At 51.6% G+C, this 17,725-nt stretch carries 12 protein-coding genes and 7 tRNA genes; 4 read left to right on the plus strand and 15 right to left on the minus strand.

The window, feature by feature from the left end:
- Window positions 1–108: 108 nt before the first annotated feature.
- From ybeY to miaB, 3 genes are all read right to left on the minus strand, one after another.
- Window positions 109–582, minus strand: coding sequence for an rRNA maturation RNase YbeY (gene ybeY, locus OGY10_RS08825; RefSeq protein WP_048214688.1), 474 nt, complete (start codon window positions 580–582; stop codon window positions 109–111).
- On the minus strand, window positions 579–1,625 hold the full coding sequence (locus OGY10_RS08830) for a PhoH family protein (protein ID WP_003022776.1): 1,047 nt from the start codon (window positions 1,623–1,625) through the stop codon (window positions 579–581). The genes ybeY and OGY10_RS08830 overlap by 4 nt, the downstream gene beginning before the upstream one ends.
- 206 nt (window positions 1,626–1,831) lie before the next feature.
- Window positions 1,832–3,262, minus strand: coding sequence for a tRNA (N6-isopentenyl adenosine(37)-C2)-methylthiotransferase MiaB (miaB, locus tag OGY10_RS08835; RefSeq protein WP_003831327.1), 1,431 nt, complete (start codon window positions 3,260–3,262; stop codon window positions 1,832–1,834).
- Between the two features lie 145 nt (window positions 3,263–3,407).
- Between miaB and ubiF the strand changes: the two genes are divergently transcribed.
- Window positions 3,408–4,583, plus strand: a complete 1,176-nt coding sequence (ubiF, locus tag OGY10_RS08840; RefSeq protein WP_191226267.1) for a 3-demethoxyubiquinol 3-hydroxylase — start codon at window positions 3,408–3,410, stop codon at window positions 4,581–4,583.
- A gap of 120 nt (window positions 4,584–4,703) precedes the next feature.
- Here the strand turns inward: ubiF and OGY10_RS08845 are convergent.
- From OGY10_RS08845 to nagB, 12 genes are all read right to left on the minus strand, one after another.
- Window positions 4,704–4,778 (minus strand) — tRNA-Gln (locus OGY10_RS08845).
- Window positions 4,779–4,814: 36 nt separating this feature from the next.
- A tRNA-Gln gene (locus tag OGY10_RS08850) sits at window positions 4,815–4,889 on the minus strand.
- A 43-nt stretch (window positions 4,890–4,932) separates the two neighbouring features.
- Window positions 4,933–5,009 (minus strand) — tRNA-Met (locus OGY10_RS08855).
- 21 nt (window positions 5,010–5,030) lie between these two features.
- Window positions 5,031–5,105, minus strand: a tRNA-Gln gene (locus tag OGY10_RS08860).
- A 38-nt stretch (window positions 5,106–5,143) separates the two neighbouring features.
- A tRNA-Gln gene (locus OGY10_RS08865) sits at window positions 5,144–5,218 on the minus strand.
- A 23-nt stretch (window positions 5,219–5,241) separates the two neighbouring features.
- Window positions 5,242–5,326 (minus strand) — tRNA-Leu (locus OGY10_RS08870).
- 8 nt (window positions 5,327–5,334) lie between these two features.
- Window positions 5,335–5,411: transfer RNA gene (locus OGY10_RS08875), tRNA-Met, on the minus strand.
- A gap of 223 nt (window positions 5,412–5,634) precedes the next feature.
- Window positions 5,635–7,299, minus strand: a complete 1,665-nt coding sequence (asnB, locus tag OGY10_RS08880; protein ID WP_071445750.1) for an asparagine synthase B — start codon at window positions 7,297–7,299, stop codon at window positions 5,635–5,637.
- A 251-nt stretch (window positions 7,300–7,550) separates the two neighbouring features.
- Entirely contained in the window at window positions 7,551–8,303 is a 753-nt protein-coding gene (nagD, locus tag OGY10_RS08885) for a ribonucleotide monophosphatase NagD (protein ID WP_003022792.1), read from the minus strand.
- 166 nt (window positions 8,304–8,469) lie between these two features.
- Complete coding sequence (nagC, locus tag OGY10_RS08890; protein WP_048235883.1) at window positions 8,470–9,690, minus strand: DNA-binding transcriptional regulator NagC; 1,221 nt, start codon at window positions 9,688–9,690, stop codon at window positions 8,470–8,472.
- Window positions 9,691–9,698: 8 nt separating this feature from the next.
- Window positions 9,699–10,847 (minus strand): N-acetylglucosamine-6-phosphate deacetylase, encoded by a 1,149-nt coding sequence (gene nagA / locus OGY10_RS08895; protein WP_003831339.1) that lies wholly within the window; start codon window positions 10,845–10,847, stop codon window positions 9,699–9,701.
- A gap of 61 nt (window positions 10,848–10,908) precedes the next feature.
- Window positions 10,909–11,709: a glucosamine-6-phosphate deaminase gene (gene nagB, locus OGY10_RS08900; protein WP_003022803.1), complete on the minus strand. Its 801-nt coding sequence runs from the start codon at window positions 11,707–11,709 to the stop codon at window positions 10,909–10,911.
- Between the two features lie 342 nt (window positions 11,710–12,051).
- Between nagB and nagE the strand changes: the two genes are divergently transcribed.
- The 3 genes from nagE (at window position 12,052) to chiP (ending at window position 17,699) form a co-directional block, all read left to right on the plus strand.
- A complete protein-coding gene (nagE, locus tag OGY10_RS08905; RefSeq protein WP_003831342.1) occupies window positions 12,052–14,001 on the plus strand; it encodes a PTS N-acetyl glucosamine transporter subunit IIABC in 1,950 nt (649 codons plus the stop codon).
- A 187-nt stretch (window positions 14,002–14,188) separates the two neighbouring features.
- Window positions 14,189–15,856 (plus strand): glutamine--tRNA ligase, encoded by a 1,668-nt coding sequence (gene glnS / locus OGY10_RS08910; protein ID WP_286576644.1) that lies wholly within the window; start codon window positions 14,189–14,191, stop codon window positions 15,854–15,856.
- A 436-nt stretch (window positions 15,857–16,292) separates the two neighbouring features.
- Complete coding sequence (gene chiP / locus OGY10_RS08915; RefSeq protein ID WP_008784105.1) at window positions 16,293–17,699, plus strand: chitoporin ChiP; 1,407 nt, start codon at window positions 16,293–16,295, stop codon at window positions 17,697–17,699.
- Window positions 17,700–17,725 lie beyond the last annotated feature (26 nt).

Here is a 17,725-nt window from a genome sequence, read left to right on the forward strand (position 1 = left end):
ACTCAGCTGTTGACGGCATGTTTTGCCTGATGGCGCTACGCTTATCAGGCCTACGAAAGGCATGAATGTAGGCCGGATTAGGCGCAAGCGCCGCCATCCGGCAAGCTACTATTCTGCAATCTTCTCGGCAATGTACGGATCCTCATAGCCCAGAGCAAGCATAATCTCTGTTTCGAGGGATTCCATCTCTTCCGCTTCATCGTCTTCAATATGGTCGTAGCCGAGTAAATGCAGGCTACCGTGCACCACCATGTGCGCCCAGTGGGCCTCAAGCGGTTTGCCTTGCTCCTGCGCTTCTTTCTCGACCACCTGACGGCAGATGATCAAATCGCCCAGTAGCGGCATCTCGATGCCCGGCGGGGCTTCAAACGGGAAAGAGAGCACGTTGGTGGATTTATCTTTCCCGCGATAGGTCAGGTTCAGGTCGTGGCTTTCCGCGTCATCGACCAGACGAATCGTCACTTCAGACTCTTCCTGAAACTGCGGGATCACCGCATCCAGCCAGCCCTGAAACTGACTTTCTGTTGGCAAACCGGATTCGTCTTCACATGCCAGCTGTAAATCGAGGATAACCTGACTCATTTTTGTTCCTGCTCCTGAGCTTCGCGCTTGCGTTCTGCAGCCTGCTCGGCTTTGCGTTTCTGTTCTGCTTCTTCCCAGGCTTCATACGCCGTGACGATACGGGCAACCACCGGGTGGCGCACCACGTCTTCGCTATGGAAGAAATTAAAACTAATTTCGTCGACTTCAGCCAGCACTTCAATGGCATGACGCAGACCGGATTTGGTGCTACGCGGCAGGTCAATCTGGGTAATATCGCCAGTGATAACCGCTTTGGAGTTAAAGCCGATACGGGTCAGGAACATTTTCATCTGTTCGATGGTGGTGTTCTGGCTTTCATCAAGAATGATGAACGCATCGTTCAACGTACGACCGCGCATGTAGGCCAGGGGCGCAACTTCAATGACGTTACGCTCAATCAGCTTTTCAACCTTTTCAAAGCCGAGCATTTCGAAAAGCGCGTCATACAGAGGTCGTAAATACGGATCGACTTTCTGGCTGAGATCTCCTGGCAGGAATCCCAGTTTTTCGCCCGCTTCCACTGCCGGACGGGTCAGCAGAATGCGACGGATCTCCTGACGCTCAAGCGCATCAACCGCAGCGGCAACCGCGAGATACGTTTTACCCGTACCCGCAGGGCCAACGCCAAATGTGATGTCGTGGTCGAGGATATTCGCAATGTACTGTGCCTGGTTCGGCGTGCGCGGCTTAATTACTCCACGCTTGGTTTTGATGTTCACCGCTTTGCCAAATTCAGGCACGCTGTCTGCGCTTTGCTCAAGCACACGCGCTTCTTTGATCGCCAGATGAATTTGTTCAGGCTCGATGTCCTGCGTCTGACCGCGCATTGGGGCGGTATCGACGTACAGGCTACGTAAAATATCTGCCGCAGCGGTGACGCAAATTGGACGACCGGTCAGTTTAAAGTGGTTATCACGGCGGTTAATTTCGATGCCGAGGCGACGTTCCAGCTGTTTGATGTTGTCATCAAATGGGCCGCAAAGGCTCAACAGGCGGGCGTTGTCTGCGGGTTCAAGGGTGATTTCGCGAGTGTCTATGTTCAAACTGTTCCTCTTATGCATGTCTCGCCGGACGCTGAACATTTACCGGCATCTAAGGAAATTATTCACGCCATGGGGGAAAGGCGCAAGCATTGCAGCAAATATGGGGATGATAGGGCAGATTACAAGACCCGCCGGGACAGCGAGCCCAGGATTGTAGGCCCGATAAGTGTAGCGGTATCGGGCCTTTTTTACGTTTTTCAGCAGGATTAAGGCTGATAAATACCGACGCCCAGATCGTTTTCTTTGCGGGTACGCGCAATGACCGATTCAGGGGATTCTGCGATACGCAGACCCATTTCGTCCTCGGTACGCACCACTTTACCGCGCAGGGAGTTAGTCCAGACATCGGTAATTTCTACGTCTACGAACTTACCGACCATGTCCGGGTTGCCTTCAAAGTTCACCACACGGTTATTTTCGGTACGGCCTGACAGTTCCATGATGCTCTTACGCGATGTGCCTTCAACCAGAATGCGCTGGGTCGTGCCGACCATACGGCGGCTCCAGGCCATAGCTTGCTGGTTGATACGCTCCTGTAGAATGTACAGACGCTGTTTCTTCTCTTCTTCCGGTACGTCGTCAACCATATCGGCGGCAGGGGTGCCAGGACGCGCAGAGAAAATAAAGCTGTAGCTCATGTCAAAATTGACGTCAGCAATCAGCTTCATGGTCTGCTCGAAATCCTGAGTGGTCTCACCCGGGAAGCCAACGATGAAGTCGGAGCTAATCTGGATATCCGGACGCGCAGCGCGCAGTTTGCGGATGATCGCTTTGTATTCCAGCGCGGTATGGGTACGCCCCATCAGGTTCAGTACGCGGTCTGAACCGCTCTGTACCGGCAGATGCAGGAAGCTCACCAACTCTGGCGTATCGCGATAAACTTCAACGATATCATCGGTGAATTCGATCGGATGGCTGGTGGTGAAGCGGATACGATCAATACCGTCGATCGCTGCGACCAGACGTAACAGATCGGCAAAAGATCCGATCGTGCCGTCGTAGTTCTCACCACGCCAGGCGTTCACGTTTTGCCCCAGCAGGTTCACTTCACGCACGCCTTGGGCTGCAAGCTGGGCGATTTCAAACAGAATATCATCCGCCGGACGGCTGACTTCCTCACCGCGGGTGTAGGGCACCACGCAGTAAGTACAATATTTATTACAACCTTCCATGATGGACACAAACGCGCTTGGACCTTCAGCACGCGGTTCTGGCAGGCGGTCGAACTTTTCGATCTCCGGGAAACTGATATCAACCACCGGGCTACGGGTCGTGCTTCCACGCACTTTGTTGATCATTTCCGGCAGGCGGTGCAGCGTTTGCGGCCCAAAAATAATATCGACGTAATGCGCGCGCTGGCGAATATGATCGCCTTCCTGAGACGCAACACAGCCACCGACCCCAATGATGAGCTTGGGGTTTTTCTCTTTTAACAGTTTCCAGCGGCCCAGTTGATGGAACACTTTTTCCTGAGCCTTCTCACGGATTGAGCAGGTATTCAGCAGCAGCACATCCGCTTCTTCCGCCACGTCAGTCAGTTGATACCCATGAGTGGCATCCAGCAGATCGGCCATCTTCGATGAATCGTATTCGTTCATCTGACAGCCCCAGGTTTTAATATGGAGTTTTTTGGTCATCGACTTGCTCTTGCGAAATTGTGGCTGAAATGCAGGGCGCATAGTGTACTGCTTTGGCGCGGTTGTGACCAGTATGACGGATGTCAGCCTCAAGGGGTAAAAAATCCTGTAAACTTACACAATACATGTAACTGGATAATTGACCATGACAAATCAACCAACGGAAATTGCCATTGTCGGCGGGGGGATGGTCGGCGGCGCGCTGGCGCTTGGACTGGCGCAGCATGGATTTACGGTAACGGTCATTGAGCATGCCGTTCCCGCGCCGTTTGTGGCTGACGGACAGCCTGATGTCAGAATTTCTGCCATAAGTTCCGCATCGGTGTCGTTGCTAAAAGGGCTGGGCGTCTGGGATACGGTGCAGGGGATGCGCAGCCATCCTTATCGTCGACTGGAAACGTGGGAGTGGGAAAATGCCCATGTGATGTTTGATGCCGCCGAGCTTAAGCTGCCTCTGTTGGGCTATATGGTGGAAAACACGGTCCTGCAACAGGCGCTCTGGCAGGCGCTGGAAGCTCACCCTAAAGTCACGCTGCGCGTACCGGCGTCCCTGATTTCTTTGCATCAACATAACGATCGACATGAGCTTGAGCTGGCAGGTGGCGAAACTATTAGCGCGAAGCTGGTCATCGGCGCCGATGGTGCCAACTCTCAGGTGCGAAAAATGGCCGGGATTGGTATCCATGCCTGGCAGTACGCGCAATCCTGTATGTTGATAACCGTGCAATGCGAAAATTCACCGGGGGACAGCACCTGGCAGCAATTTACGCCTGACGGCCCGCGCGCGTTTTTACCGCTGTTTGATAACTGGGCCTCGTTGGTGTGGTACGACTCACCGGCTCGCATCCGCCAATTGCAAGCGCTGAATATGCCGCAATTGCAGACGGAGATTGCTAAACATTTTCCATCGCGACTCGGTAAGGTGATGCCAGTGGCTGCGGGGGCGTTCCCGCTTACGCGTCGTCATGCGCTGCAATATGTGCAACCGGGTCTGGCGCTGGTAGGTGATGCCGCGCATACCATTCATCCGCTGGCGGGGCAGGGCGTTAATCTGGGCTTTCGTGATGTCGATGCGTTGATTGATGTGCTGGTGAACGCGCTCAGCTACGGTGAATCCTGGGCCAGTCAGCCGGTGCTCAAGCGCTATCAGAATCGCCGTATGACTGACAATTTCATCATGCAAAGCGGTATGGATCTGTTCTATGCCGGATTCAGCAATAACCTGCAGCCGCTGCGCATCATGCGTAATCTCGGGCTCATGGCCGCAGAGCGCGCTGGCGTACTGAAACGTCAGGCACTGAAGTATGCGTTAGGGTTGTAGCTCGAGTGGTGCCTGATGGCGCTACGTTTATCAGGCCTACAAGTCATGTAGGCCGGGTAAGGCTTGCCGTCACCCAACGTTAGAAAAGCAAAAAGCTCGCCGAAGCGAGCTTTTTTAATATGGCTGGGGTACGAGGATTCGAACCTCGGAATGCTGGTATCAGAAACCAGAGCCTTACCGCTTGGCGATACCCCAACGGGCGCACCCACAGAGTGGACGACTTTTTGAAATTGGCTGGGGTACGAGGATTCGAACCTCGGAATGCTGGTATCAGAAACCAGAGCCTTACCGCTTGGCGATACCCCAACAATTTTTTGGATTTACCGAACGAGTCGATACGTCCTTAATATGGTGGCTACGACGGGATTCGAACCTGTGACCCCATCATTATGAGTGATGTGCTCTAACCAGCTGAGCTACGTAGCCAAATACTAACATTTTCTTCGATGGCTGGGGTACCTGGATTCGAACCAGGGAATGCCGGTATCAAAAACCGGTGCCTTACCGCTTGGCGATACCCCAATGACCGTTGCGGTGAACCGCTATATCGAAGAAAAAAATGGCTGGGGTACCTGGATTCGAACCAGGGAATGCCGGTATCAAAAACCGGTGCCTTACCGCTTGGCGATACCCCATCCGTGCAACGCTTACGGGTGAATGGTGCGGGAGGCGAGACTTGAACTCGCACACCTTGCGGCGCCAGAACCTAAATCTGGTGCGTCTACCAATTTCGCCACTCCCGCAAAAAAGATGGTGGCTACGACGGGATTCGAACCTGTGACCCCATCATTATGAGTGATGTGCTCTAACCAGCTGAGCTACGTAGCCATCTTTTTTTCGCGTAACCTTATCGGCGTTGCGGGGCGCATTATGCGTATTGAGCCTTGAAGCGTCAACCCCTTTTTCATTGAAAATAGCTGGAATGTGACTGTTTGGTTAGGTTGCGAACAGCATGACGCAATATTCGGCAATTATTAGTTATTAATTGTTTTTTTGCACAGAAAACAAACATAAAAAAAGAGCCCCGCAGGGCTCTTATCTAAGGATTAACTTATTTATAAGCGGACTGGTGTACGCCAACGGCACGGCCAGACGGATCGTTCATGGTTTTAAACGCCTCATCCCATTCGATTGCCTTGGCAGAAGAACAGGCAACCGAAGGCCCGCCAGGCACACATTCCGCTGCACTCGCTACCGGGAACAACTCTTCGAAAATCTCACGGTACAAATACGCTTCTTTAGATGATGGCGTGTTGTACGGGAAACGGAAGCTGGCAGTTTCCAGTTGTTGGTCAGAAACTTGTTCTGCAGCCACCTCTTTCAGAGTGTCAATCCAGCTGTAACCGACACCGTCAGAGAACTGCTCTTTCTGACGCCATGCGACGCTTGCCGGCAGGTAGGACTCAAAACATTCGCGCAGAACGTGTTTTTCCATTTTGCCGTTGCCGCACATTTTGTCCTGTGGGTTGATGCGCATCGCCACATCAAGGAATTTCTTATCCAGGAAGGGCACGCGGGCTTCTACACCCCAGGCCGACATGGCTTTGTTGGCACGGGCGCAGTCGAACATATGCAGCGCTTGCAGCTTGCGCACGGTTTCTTCGTGCAGTTCTTTTGCATCTGGCGCTTTGTGGAAATAGAGATAGCCGCCAAACACTTCGTCCGAACCTTCACCCGACAACACCATTTTAATGCCCATCGCTTTAATTTTACGCGACATTAAGTACATTGGCGTCGAGGCGCGAATCGTCGTGACATCGTAAGTTTCGATGTGGTAAATCACGTCGCGGATCGCATCCAGACCTTCCTGCACGGTGAAGTGGATCTCATGGTGCACGGTCCCCAGATGGTTCGCCACCTCTTGCGCAGCTTTCAGATCCGGAGCGCCTTCCAGGCCGACGGCGAAGGAGTGCAGCTGTGGCCACCAGGCTTCGCTACGTTCCTGATCTTCAACACGGCGTGCCGCGTATTTTTTAGTGATCGCGGAAATGACGGATGAATCCAGACCACCGGACAACAGAACTCCGTAAGGAACATCTGACATCAGGTGACTTTTCACCGCATCTTCCAGCGCCTGGCGCAGCTCGTTTTTATCGGTAACGTTGTCTTTGACTGCATCGTATTCAAACCAGTCGCGCTGGTAGTACTGACGAATTTCACCGTCTTTACTCCACAAATAGCTACCGGCCGGGAATTCTTTGATCGTGCGGCAGACAGGAACCAGCGCTTTCATTTCAGACGCAACGTAGAAGTTACCGTGCTCGTCGTAACCCATATACAGCGGGATGATCCCGATATGATCACGACCGATCAGGTAGGCGTCCTGCTCGCTGTCGTACAGGGCAAAAGCAAACATGCCTTGCAGGTCATCGAGGAACGCGAGTCCTTTTTCCTGATACAGCGCGAGGATAACTTCGCAGTCGGAACCGGTCTGGAACTGGTAGCGATCGCCGTATTCAGCACGCAGTGTCTGGTGGTTATAAATTTCACCGTTAACCGCCAGGATATGTGTCTTCTTCACGTTGTACAGCGGCTGAGCACCGGCATTGACGTCGACGATGGACAGACGTTCGTGCGCCAGAATGGCGTTATCACAGGCGTAAATACCTGACCAGTCCGGGCCGCGGTGGCGCATCAGACGAGACAGTTCCAGGGCTTTTTTACGCAGTTCAACTGCGTCAGTTTTAATATCGAATACGCCAAAAATAGAACACATAACCTTCTCCGTTAATCTGTTGCGTGATGCTTTTTATGTTTGCTTGATAAAGAAAATGCCGCAAAGCTGGAGAGGGCGCAAGCGAATTACGGGTCAGAAAATAAAAAACGCAATGGTCATTGCTGATTGATGAAAAAAGATTATGTAATGAGCGCTATTATTGATGAATCAACAGTGAAGTGATGATTTTATTGAATGGATGTTTTTTTCAGGCCGGATAACTTGCAGATGTTGTTATCCGGCTAAAGAGATTAAATGACGTCTATTTCAGCAACGGACGGGTAAATCCAGCTTGGTCTGAACGGCATGTTGTCAATATCATCAAGCTTGGAAACGCCAGACAGTACCAGGATAGTTTCCAGACCCGCCTGAAAACCTGCCAGAATATCGGTACGCAGGTTGTCACCAACGATAACGGTTTCTTCCGAGTGCGCCTGCATTTTGTTGAGAGCCGCGCGAATAATCCACGGGCTGGGTTTGCCGACATAAAACGGTTTACGGCCTGAGATCTTCTCAATACCGGCACAGAGTGCTCCACAGGCGGGATAAAAGCCGCGACCGTGGGTATCCGGGTTAGTGGCGATAAAACGCGCGCCGTTGGCGACAAAATAGGCTGCTTTATGCATCATGTCCCAGTTATAGGAACGTGTCTCGCCAACAATCACAAAATCGGGGTTCACGTCGGTAATGGTAAATCCAGCTTTATACAGTTCGTGTATTAACGCGCCTTCACCCACCACGTAGGCCTTTTTTCCTTCCTGGCGACGAAGAAAATCAGCGGTAGCCATCGCGGAAGTATAAAAGACACTATCAGGGACATTCACACCCGCGGTGGCGAAGCGGTTTGCCAGATCTTGCCCGGTCTGCGAAGGGTAGTTAGTCAGCAGGACTAACGGCAGGCCTTTTTCCAGGATCCCAGTCAGAAATTCTGCCGCACCTGGTACAGCAACATTGTCGTGCATCAGCACGCCGTCGATATCACAAATTACATTCTTAATGGCCATGGACAATCCGACATTAAAAAAAGAAGGCATTACTATACACAAAATACACTACATCATTCGAGTTGCATCAAGGCGGCAAGTCTGCGAACCCCTGGAGCTTACTGAAGTAAGTGACCGGGGTGAGTAGATGCAGCTAACGCAGAGGCAGCTCGAAGGATGACGTGTATTAGTTTTCCAGCAAACGTTGCAGCAGTGTACCGTTGAGCATTGCGCGCTTCACCAGCGCAAAGGCGCCAATGGCGGAGCGGTGATCCAGCGTGGACCGAACCACCGGTAAATTATGGCGAAACGCCTTTAACGCCTGCGTGTTGATACAGCTTTCTATTGCAGGCAGCAGCACCTTATCCGCCTCGGTAATTTCGCCCGCAATGACGATTTTTTGCGGGTTAAACAGGTTGATGGCAATGGCGATAGTTTTACCCAGGTGGCGACCAACGTGCTCAATAACTTCTGCTGCCAGATTATCGCCTTTATTTGCTGCCTTACAGATGGCTTTGATGCTGCAATCATCCAGCGTGAGTCGACTTGGATAACCCTGCTTCAGTAAGTTTTGCACGCGATGTTCAATAGAAGCATTGGCGGCAATGGTTTCCAGGCAGCCGAAATTACCGCAGTGACAGCGCTCACCCAGCGGCTCTACCTGAATATGACCAATCTCGCCGACGTTGCCATTGCGACCGATGAAAATTCGGCCGTTGGAGATGATACCCGCGCCGGTTCCGCGGTGCACTCGCACCAAAATGGAGTCTTCGCAATCCTGGCTTGCCCCGAAATAGTGCTCAGCCAGCGCAAGGCTGCGAATATCATGACCAACAAAGCAGGTGACTTTGAAGCGTTTTTCGAGCGCTTCGACCAGTCCCCAGTTTTCGACCTGAATGTGTGGCATATAGCGGATGACGCCGCTTTCAGGATCGACAAGGCCTGGCAGGATGACAGAAATTGCGATCAGCTCACGGATTTTCCGCTGGCAGCTCTCAATAAAGATGGCAATGGTGTTGAGCAGCGCATATTCCAGCGTTTCCTGGGTGCGCTCCGGGAGGGGGTAATGCTCTTCGGCGACAACTTTACTGCTCATATCATAGAGCGTGAGCGTTGTGTCGTGGCGACCCAGTCGTACGCCAATGGCGTGGAAATTGCGGGTTTCTGTGACGATAGAGATAGCGCGGCGGCCCCCGGTGGAGGCCTGCTGATCGACTTCTTTGATCAGCCCGCGTTCGATCAACTGACGCGTAATTTTGGTTACGCTGGCGGGGGCAAGCTGGCTTTGCTCGGCAATTTGAATTCGCGAGATTGGCCCATGCTGGTCAATCAGGCGATAAACCGCCGCGCTGTTAAGCTGTTTTACGAGATCAACATTACCTATTTGAGCTTGTCCGCCTGGTGTCATTCTTTCTCTTACTCAGTAACGACCTCGTTGCCATTAACGATGGTCTTGATAATTTTAAAGTCGTGCGTGAACGCAGTCAGGTTGGCTACTTTGCCTGGCGCGATGCTGCCGAGTTGTTTGTCGACGCCGATGGCGCGAGCAGGGTAGAGCGTTGCCATGCGTAAGACTTCGTCGAGGGCGATATTTGCATGCTCGACCAGATTGCGTACGCCTTCAATCATGGTTAATGATGAACCGCTCAACGTGCCGTTCTCATCAACACACAGTCCATTGCGGTAGTATATTGTTTTACCAGCGAAAATGAACTGTTCAATGTTTGCACCTGCTGGCGCGGTCGCGTCAGTAACCAGGCACAGCTTGTCGCCTTTCAGGCGCTTAGCATTACGAATGTTAACGTAGTCAACGTGCAGGCCATCGGCGATGATACCGCAGTAGATATCGGCTTCATCCAAAATAGCGCCCGCCAGACCGGGTTCGCGGCCGGTAATGTACGGCATCGCGTTGAACAGATGCGTTGCAAAGGTAATACCTGCACGGAATCCGATTTTTGCTTCTTTTACCGTTGCATTGGAATGACCCGCAGAAACCACGATACCCGCATTCACCAATTTGGTGATGACCTCTACCGGGACCATTTCTGGTGCCAGTGTGACTTTGGTAATCACATCCGCATTATCGCACAGGAAATCAACCAGTGCAGCGTCCGGCTGACGGACAAATCCCGGATTATGGGTGCCTTTTTTAACAAGATTCAGCCACGGGCCTTCAAGATGAAGTCCTAATGCCTGATTCGGGTGTTTCGCCAGGTATTCACGCATCACGCGAACACCTTGTTTCATCAGGTCATCGCTGGTGGTGATAAGCGTTGGCAAATAGTTGGTGCAGCCAGATTTTTCATTGGCTTTTTGCATGATTTCCAGCGTTTCAACGGTTACGGCTTCTGCCGTATCGTTAAACTGCACGCCACCGCAGCCGTTCAGCTGTACATCAATAAAACCGGGGGAAACAATGGCCCCATTCAGTGAGCGCTGTTCAATCCCTGACGGTAATTCAGCCAGTGGGCAAACGCTGTCGATCAGGCCATTGGCGACAACAATCGCATGGTCATCAAGAATTTCGTGACCGGTAAAGATCCGGCCCTGGGTTAAAGCATACATTCCGACCCCCGATTTCAAAAAAATGCCGCCCTGCAACTTATCGACAGGGCGGAGACATCAATTACAGACCTTTAATATTTTCCGCTTCTAACTCGTTGAAGTATTTCAGCGTCTTCACTTTCAGTTCCATGGTGGAAGGCTCATCGCAGACCACAACGGCTTTTGGATGCAACTGCAGGCAGCTGATGGTCCACATGTGGTTAACGTTGCCTTCAACGGCGGCTTGCAGCGCCTGTGCTTTCTGGTGGCCCAGAACCAGGATCATCACTTCTTCAGCATCCAGCAGGGTGCCCACGCCAACGGTCAGCGCATATTTAGGCACCTGGCTTACGTCGCCGTCAAAGAAGCGTGAGTTAGCAACACGTGTGTCGTGAGTCAGCGTTTTGATGCGGGTACGGGAAGCCAAAGAGGAAGCTGGCTCGTTGAACGCGATGTGACCATCGTTGCCTACACCGCCCATAAACAGGTGGATTTTACCGTAAGAACGGATTTTTTCTTCATACTGACGGCATTCTGCATCAATATCCGGCGCGTTACCATTGAGGAGGTTGATGTTTTCTGCTGGAATATCAACGTGATCAAAGAAATTGCGGTGCATAAAGCTGTGGTAGCTTTCCGGATGCTCTTTCGGCAGGCCAACATATTCGTCCATGTTGAACGTAACAACATGCTTGAAGCTCACCTGGCCCGCTTTGTGCATTTCAACCAATGCTTTATAAGCTGTCAGCGGAGTACCGCCAGTCGGCAGGCCCAGAACGAACGGACGATCTGCCGTTGGTTTGAACGCGTTAATACGGTTAACGATATGGCGAGCAGCCCATTTGCCGACTTGTTCAGCGGTATTCAGGGGGATCAGTCTCATTCTTCACCTCAAAAGTAAAAGTAAGCAGTTGGCGGATTGAGTCTCTGTGCAGTAATAAGCGTAACCTGGTTTTGCATCGGTAAGGATCAATCCGTTTCGATTTTTTGAATGATAAAATAAGTTTTCGTAGTTAGCCAGTGAAAGGGAGGGTTAATAACGATATTTGGTGACTGGAATCACAAAAAACACGCGTTTAATTTGCGATACGAATTAATTTTTCACACACTCTGAATGTAGATGAATGGTTAATATCGTTGTTCCAGAATCTTGCTGTCAGGAATGGTCGCACAATAAAAATATGGCTTCAAAGAAGCCTAATCGGGGTCTCGTAGGGGGAATAAAATGAATATTTTAGGTTTTTTCCAGCGGCTGGGTAGGGCGTTACAGCTCCCCATCGCTGTGCTGCCAGTCGCGGCACTGCTGCTGCGATTCGGCCAACCAGATTTACTTAACGTACCCTTCATCGCGCAAGCGGGTGGGGCCATCTTTGATAACCTCGCGTTAATTTTTGCGATCGGTGTTGCTTCCAGCTGGTCAAAAGACAGCGCAGGTGCAGCAGCGCTGGCAGGTGCGGTCGGTTATTTCATATTGACCAAAGCAATGGTTACCATTAACCCTGCAATCAATATGGGCGTGCTAGCTGGTATCATCACCGGTCTGGTCGGCGGTGCCGTGTATAACCGCTGGTCTGGTATCAAACTGCCTGACTTCCTGAGCTTCTTTGGCGGCAAACGCTTTGTGCCGATCGCCACTGGCTTCTTCTGTCTGGTGCTGGCTGCTATCTTCGGTTACGTATGGCCGCCGGTACAGAACGCCATCCATGCGGGTGGTGAGTGGATCGTGGGCGCTGGTGCGCTGGGTTCCGGTATCTTTGGTTTCATCAACCGTCTGCTGATCCCAACCGGTCTGCATCAGGTGCTGAACACCATCGCCTGGTTCCAGATTGGCGAATTTACTAACGCTGCAGGTACCGTATTCCACGGTGACATCAACCGCTTCTACGCGGGTGACGGCACTGCGGGTATGTTCATGTCTGGCTTCTTCCCAATCATGATGTTTGGTCTGCCGGGTGCGGCGCTGGCGATGTACTTCGCGGCTCCGAAAGCACGTCGTCCGATGGTTGGCGGTATGCTACTGTCCGTTGCGATCACCGCGTTCCTGACCGGTGTTACCGAGCCGCTGGAATTCCTGTTTATGTTCCTGGCTCCACTGCTGTACCTCCTGCACGCACTGTTAACGGGTATCAGCCTGTTCGTTGCAACACTGCTGGGGATCCACGCAGGCTTCTCCTTCTCCGCAGGTGCTATCGACTACGTGTTGATGTACAACCTGCCGGCAGCAAGCCAGAACGTCTGGATGCTGGTGGTGATGGGGCTGGTGTTCTTCGTTATCTACTTTGTGCTGTTCAGCGCGGTTATTCGTATGTTTAACCTGAAAACGCCGGGCCGCGAAGATAAAGAAGACGATATCGTTACTGAAGAAGCCAACAGCAACACTGAAGAAGGTTTGGCTCAACTGGCAACCAACTACATTGCAGCGGTTGGCGGCACTGATAACCTGAAAGCGATTGATGCCTGTATCACTCGTCTGCGTCTGACCGTTGCCGACTCCGGTCGCGTAAACGATGCGATGTGTAAGCGTTTAGGTGCATCTGGAGTAGTTAAGCTGAACAAGCAAACTATCCAGGTCATCGTGGGTGCGAAAGCCGAATCCATCGGCGACGAAATGAAGAAAGTTGTCGCGCGTGGTCCGGTGGCAGCAGCATCTGGTGAAAGTGCGCCAGCAGCAGCGGCCCCAGTAGCAAAACCGCAGGCTGTAGCGAATGCAGTCACCGTTGAAGCGCTGGTTTCTCCGATTACTGGTGACGTAGTTGCGCTGGAACAGGTTCCTGATGAAGCCTTCGCCAGCAAAGCAGTAGGCGACGGCGTGGCAGTGAAACCAACGGATAAAATCGTGGTTGCTCCGGCTGCGGGCACTATCGTGAAAATCTTCAACACTAACCATGCGTTCTGCCTGGAAACTGTTAAAGGCGCGGAAATCGTGGTCCATATGGGCATCGATACCGTAGCGCTGGAAGGCAAAGGCTTTAAGCGTCTGGTTGAAGAAGGTGCGGAAGTTACTGCAGGCCAACCGATTCTGGAAATGGATCTGGAGTTCCTGAACGCTAACGCACGTTCGATGATAAGCCCGGTTGTGTGCAGCAACAGCGATGATTTCGGCGCTCTGGTTATTAAAGCCGAAGGTCATGTGGTTGCCGGTCAAACACCACTGTATGAGATTAAAGGTAAATAACTGCTCCTGAGTAAAGTGAGTTAAGTGCCTTAAGCGGCGGGGGATATTCCTCCGCCGCTTTTTTTTGCAGCAAATGCCCTCATATATCCTGTTGAAACACCTTTTTTGTGCAACTAATAGTTGTCTCCTGACGTCGCTTATAAGATCATACTCCGTTATACGTTGTTTACGCTTTGAGGAATCCACGATGAGTGAGGCTGAAGCCCGCCCGAGTAACTTTATTCGTCAGATCATCGATGAAGATCTGGCCAGTGGTAAGCACACCACTATCCATACCCGTTTTCCGCCGGAGCCAAATGGCTATCTGCACATTGGCCACGCGAAATCCATTTGTCTGAACTTTGGCATTGCGCAAGATTACCAGGGCCAGTGCAACCTGCGTTTTGATGATACGAACCCGGTTAAAGAAGATATCGAGTACGTTGAGTCGATTAAAAACGACGTTGAATGGTTAGGTTTCCACTGGACTGGCGACATTCGCTACTCTTCGGATTACTTCGATCAGCTTCACGCCTATGCAGTAGAGCTTATTAATAAAGGCCTGGCGTACGTTGACGAACTGTCAGCGGACGAAATCCGCGAATACCGCGGCACGCTGACTCAGCCTGGCAAAAATAGCCCGTACCGCGATCGTAGCGTCGAAGAGAACCTGGCGCTGTTCGAAAAAATGCGTGCCGGTGGCTTTGAAGAAGGTAAAGCGTGCCTGCGTGCGAAAATCGACATGGCGTCGCCGTTTATCGTGATGCGCGATCCAGTGCTGTACCGCATTAAGTTCGCCGAACACCACCAGACCGGCAACAAGTGGTGCATCTACCCGATGTACGACTTTACCCACTGCATCAGCGATGCGCTGGAAGGCATTACGCATTCCCTGTGTACGCTGGAGTTCCAGGATAACCGTCGTCTGTACGACTGGGTGCTGGACAACATCACCATTCCGGTTCATCCGCGTCAGTACGAATTCTCGCGCCTGAATCTGGAATATACCGTGATGTCCAAGCGCAAGCTGAACCTGCTGGTGACCGACAAGCACGTTGAAGGCTGGGACGATCCGCGTATGCCGACGATTTCTGGCCTGCGTCGTCGCGGTTATACCGCTGCCGCGATCCGTGAGTTCTGCAAACGCATTGGCGTGACCAAGCAAGACAACACCATTGAGATCGCTTCTCTGGAATCCTGTATCCGCGAAGATCTGAACGAAAACGCCCCGCGCGCGATGGCGGTTATCGATCCGGTTAAACTGGTTATCGAAAACTATCCGCAGGGCGAAAGCGAATTGGTCACCATGCCTAACCATCCGAACAAACCGGAAATGGGCAGCCGCGAAGTGCCATTTAGCGGTGAAATTTGGATCGATCGCGCAGACTTCCGTGAAGAAGCGAACAAGCAGTACAAGCGTCTGGTGATGGGCAAAGAAGTACGTCTGCGCAATGCTTATGTGATCAAGGCCGAACGTGTTGAGAAAGATGCGGAAGGGAATATCACCACCATTTTCTGCACCTACGATGCCGACACCCTGAGCAAAGACCCGGCCGATGGTCGTAAAGTCAAAGGCGTTATTCACTGGGTGAGCGCGTCCCATGCGCTGCCGATTGAAATCCGCTTGTACGATCGTCTGTTTAGCGTGCCAAATCCAGGCGCGGCGGAAGACTTCCTGTCCGTTATTAACCCGGAATCGCTGGTCATTAAGCTGGGTTACGGTGAGCCGTCGCTGAAGGCAGCGGTTGCAGGTAAAGCGTTCCAGTTTGAGCGTGAAGGTTACTTCTGCCTGGACAGTCGTTATGCAACGGCTGACAAGCTGGTGTTTAACCGTACCGTTGGTCTACGTGACACGTGGGCTAAAGCGGGCGAATAAGCCGCAACACATCCTCTCTAAACGCCGCTTCATGCGGCGTTTTTTTTCGCAAAAAAACCGTGTTCCAGGCTCCGTTTGCGGAGCGAATTAATTACATGTCCGTAATAATGGACTGGGCGAATGTTTTTACGTTTAAATAACTTACCTCAATATGAAATGGGCTGAAACCGATTTCATCTCCATGGAAAACAAGCGATTTTTTCATTTTTTCAACGCTTTTTTATCTTCCAATGAAAATGTAACAGAAAGCAATCAAATATGTGCGGTTGCTCATACTATTACATACTCGTTACAGAAAGAGATTGATAATTCGCGTCGCGAAAAATAGTCTATTCATTGTAGTCACTGAGGTTTTCTTAGCGCTACTTTTTTATTTTTTGTTTTTTCGCTGTCCGCTTTTGTCGGCAGCATTTTATACGTCAAAGAGGATTAACATATGCGTACGTTTAGTGGCAAACGTAGTACGCTGGCGCTGGCTATCGCCGGTATCACAGCAATGTCGGGTTTTGTTGTCGCTCCGCAGGTACACGCCGAAGGATTTATTGATGACTCAACCTTAACCGGCGGCATCTATTACTGGCAGCGTGAGCGTGACCGTAAAGATGTGACCGATCATGACAAATATAAAACCAACCTTTCTCACTCCACCTGGAACGCTAACCTCGACTTCCAGTCCGGTTACGCGGCCGATATGTTTGGTATTGATATCGCAGCATTTACCGCTATTGAAATGAACGAAAGTAGCGAAAGCGGCCATCCAAACGAAATCGCATTCTCTTCTAAAAATAAAGGCTATGACGAGGATTACTCCGGCGATAAGAGCGGGATTAGCCTTTATAAAGCAGCAGCCAAATTTAAATACGGCCCAACCTGGGCGCGCGCCGGTTACATTCAACCAACCGGGCAGACTCTGCTGGCACCGCACTGGAGTTTTATGCCAGGTACCTATCAGGGTGCTGAAGCCGGTGCCAACTTCGATTACGGTGATGCTGGCGCACTGAGCTTCTCCTATATGTGGGCTAACGAATATAAAGCACCGTGGCACACCGAAGTCGATAAATTCTATCAGGCTGATAAAAAGACCAGCGTTGATTACCTGCACTCAATTGGCGCGAAATATGACTTCAAAAATAACCTGTTGCTGGAAGCGGCATTTGGTCAGTCTGAAGGTTACGTCGATCAGTACTTCGCAAAAGCCAGCTACAAATTCGATTTAGGCGGTAACCCATTTACCACCAGCTACCAGTTCTACGGTGCACGCGACAAGGTTGATGATCGTACCGTGAACGATATTTATGATGGCACTGCCTGGTTGCAGGCGTTGACCTTTGGCTACAAAGTGGCAGAAGTCGTTGACCTTCGTCTGGAAGGGACCTGGGTTAAAGCGGACGGCCAGCAGGGTTACTTCCTGCAGCGTATGACCCCAACCTACGCCTCTTCAAACGGTCGTCTGGATGTCTGGTGGGATAACCGTTCTGACTTCAACGCCAACGGTGAAAAGGCAGTCTTCTTCGGCGCAATGTATGACCTGAAGAACTGGAATCTGCCGGGCTGGGCGGTAGGCGCGTCCTACGTTTACGCATGGGATGCTAAGCCATCAACCTGGCAGCTCAACCCGGATGCGTACTACGACAAAAACCGGACTATCGAAGAATCTTCTTACAGCCTGGATGCGGTCTACACCCTGCAGGAAGGTCGTGCGAAGGGCACCATGTTTAAGCTGCACTTCACTCAGTACGACAACCATTCAGACATTCCGAGCTGGGGCGGTGGCTACGGCAACATGTTCCAGGATGAGCGCGACGTGAAGTTCATCGTTATTGCTCCGTTCACCATCTTCTAATGCCAACAGCGGCAGGCCGGGTGCCT

It is taken from the genome of Citrobacter sp. Cpo148, from assembly GCF_030332375.1.
Classification (GTDB): domain Bacteria; phylum Pseudomonadota; class Gammaproteobacteria; order Enterobacterales; family Enterobacteriaceae; genus Citrobacter; species Citrobacter portucalensis.

What these genes read in the sequence shown, in the direction of transcription:
- ybeY (WP_048214688.1), bottom strand. Translation starts at nt 582, where the DNA reads ATGAGTCAGGTTATCCTCGATTTACAGCTGGCATGTGAAGACGAATCC.
- miaB (WP_003831327.1), bottom strand. Translation starts at nt 3,262, where the DNA reads ATGACCAAAAAACTCCATATTAAAACCTGGGGCTGTCAGATGAACGAA.
- ubiF (WP_191226267.1), top strand. Translation starts at nt 3,408, where the DNA reads ATGACAAATCAACCAACGGAAATTGCCATTGTCGGCGGGGGGATGGTC.
- asnB (WP_071445750.1), bottom strand. Translation starts at nt 7,299, where the DNA reads ATGTGTTCTATTTTTGGCGTATTCGATATTAAAACTGACGCAGTTGAA.
- nagD (WP_003022792.1), bottom strand. Translation starts at nt 8,303, where the DNA reads ATGGCCATTAAGAATGTAATTTGTGATATCGACGGCGTGCTGATGCAC.
- nagC (WP_048235883.1), bottom strand. Translation starts at nt 9,690, where the DNA reads ATGACACCAGGCGGACAAGCTCAAATAGGTAATGTTGATCTCGTAAAA.
- nagA (WP_003831339.1), bottom strand. Translation starts at nt 10,847, where the DNA reads ATGTATGCTTTAACCCAGGGCCGGATCTTTACCGGTCACGAAATTCTT.
- nagB (WP_003022803.1), bottom strand. Translation starts at nt 11,709, where the DNA reads ATGAGACTGATCCCCCTGAATACCGCTGAACAAGTCGGCAAATGGGCT.
- nagE (WP_003831342.1), top strand. Translation starts at nt 12,052, where the DNA reads ATGAATATTTTAGGTTTTTTCCAGCGGCTGGGTAGGGCGTTACAGCTC.
- glnS (WP_286576644.1), top strand. Translation starts at nt 14,189, where the DNA reads ATGAGTGAGGCTGAAGCCCGCCCGAGTAACTTTATTCGTCAGATCATC.
- chiP (WP_008784105.1), top strand. Translation starts at nt 16,293, where the DNA reads ATGCGTACGTTTAGTGGCAAACGTAGTACGCTGGCGCTGGCTATCGCC.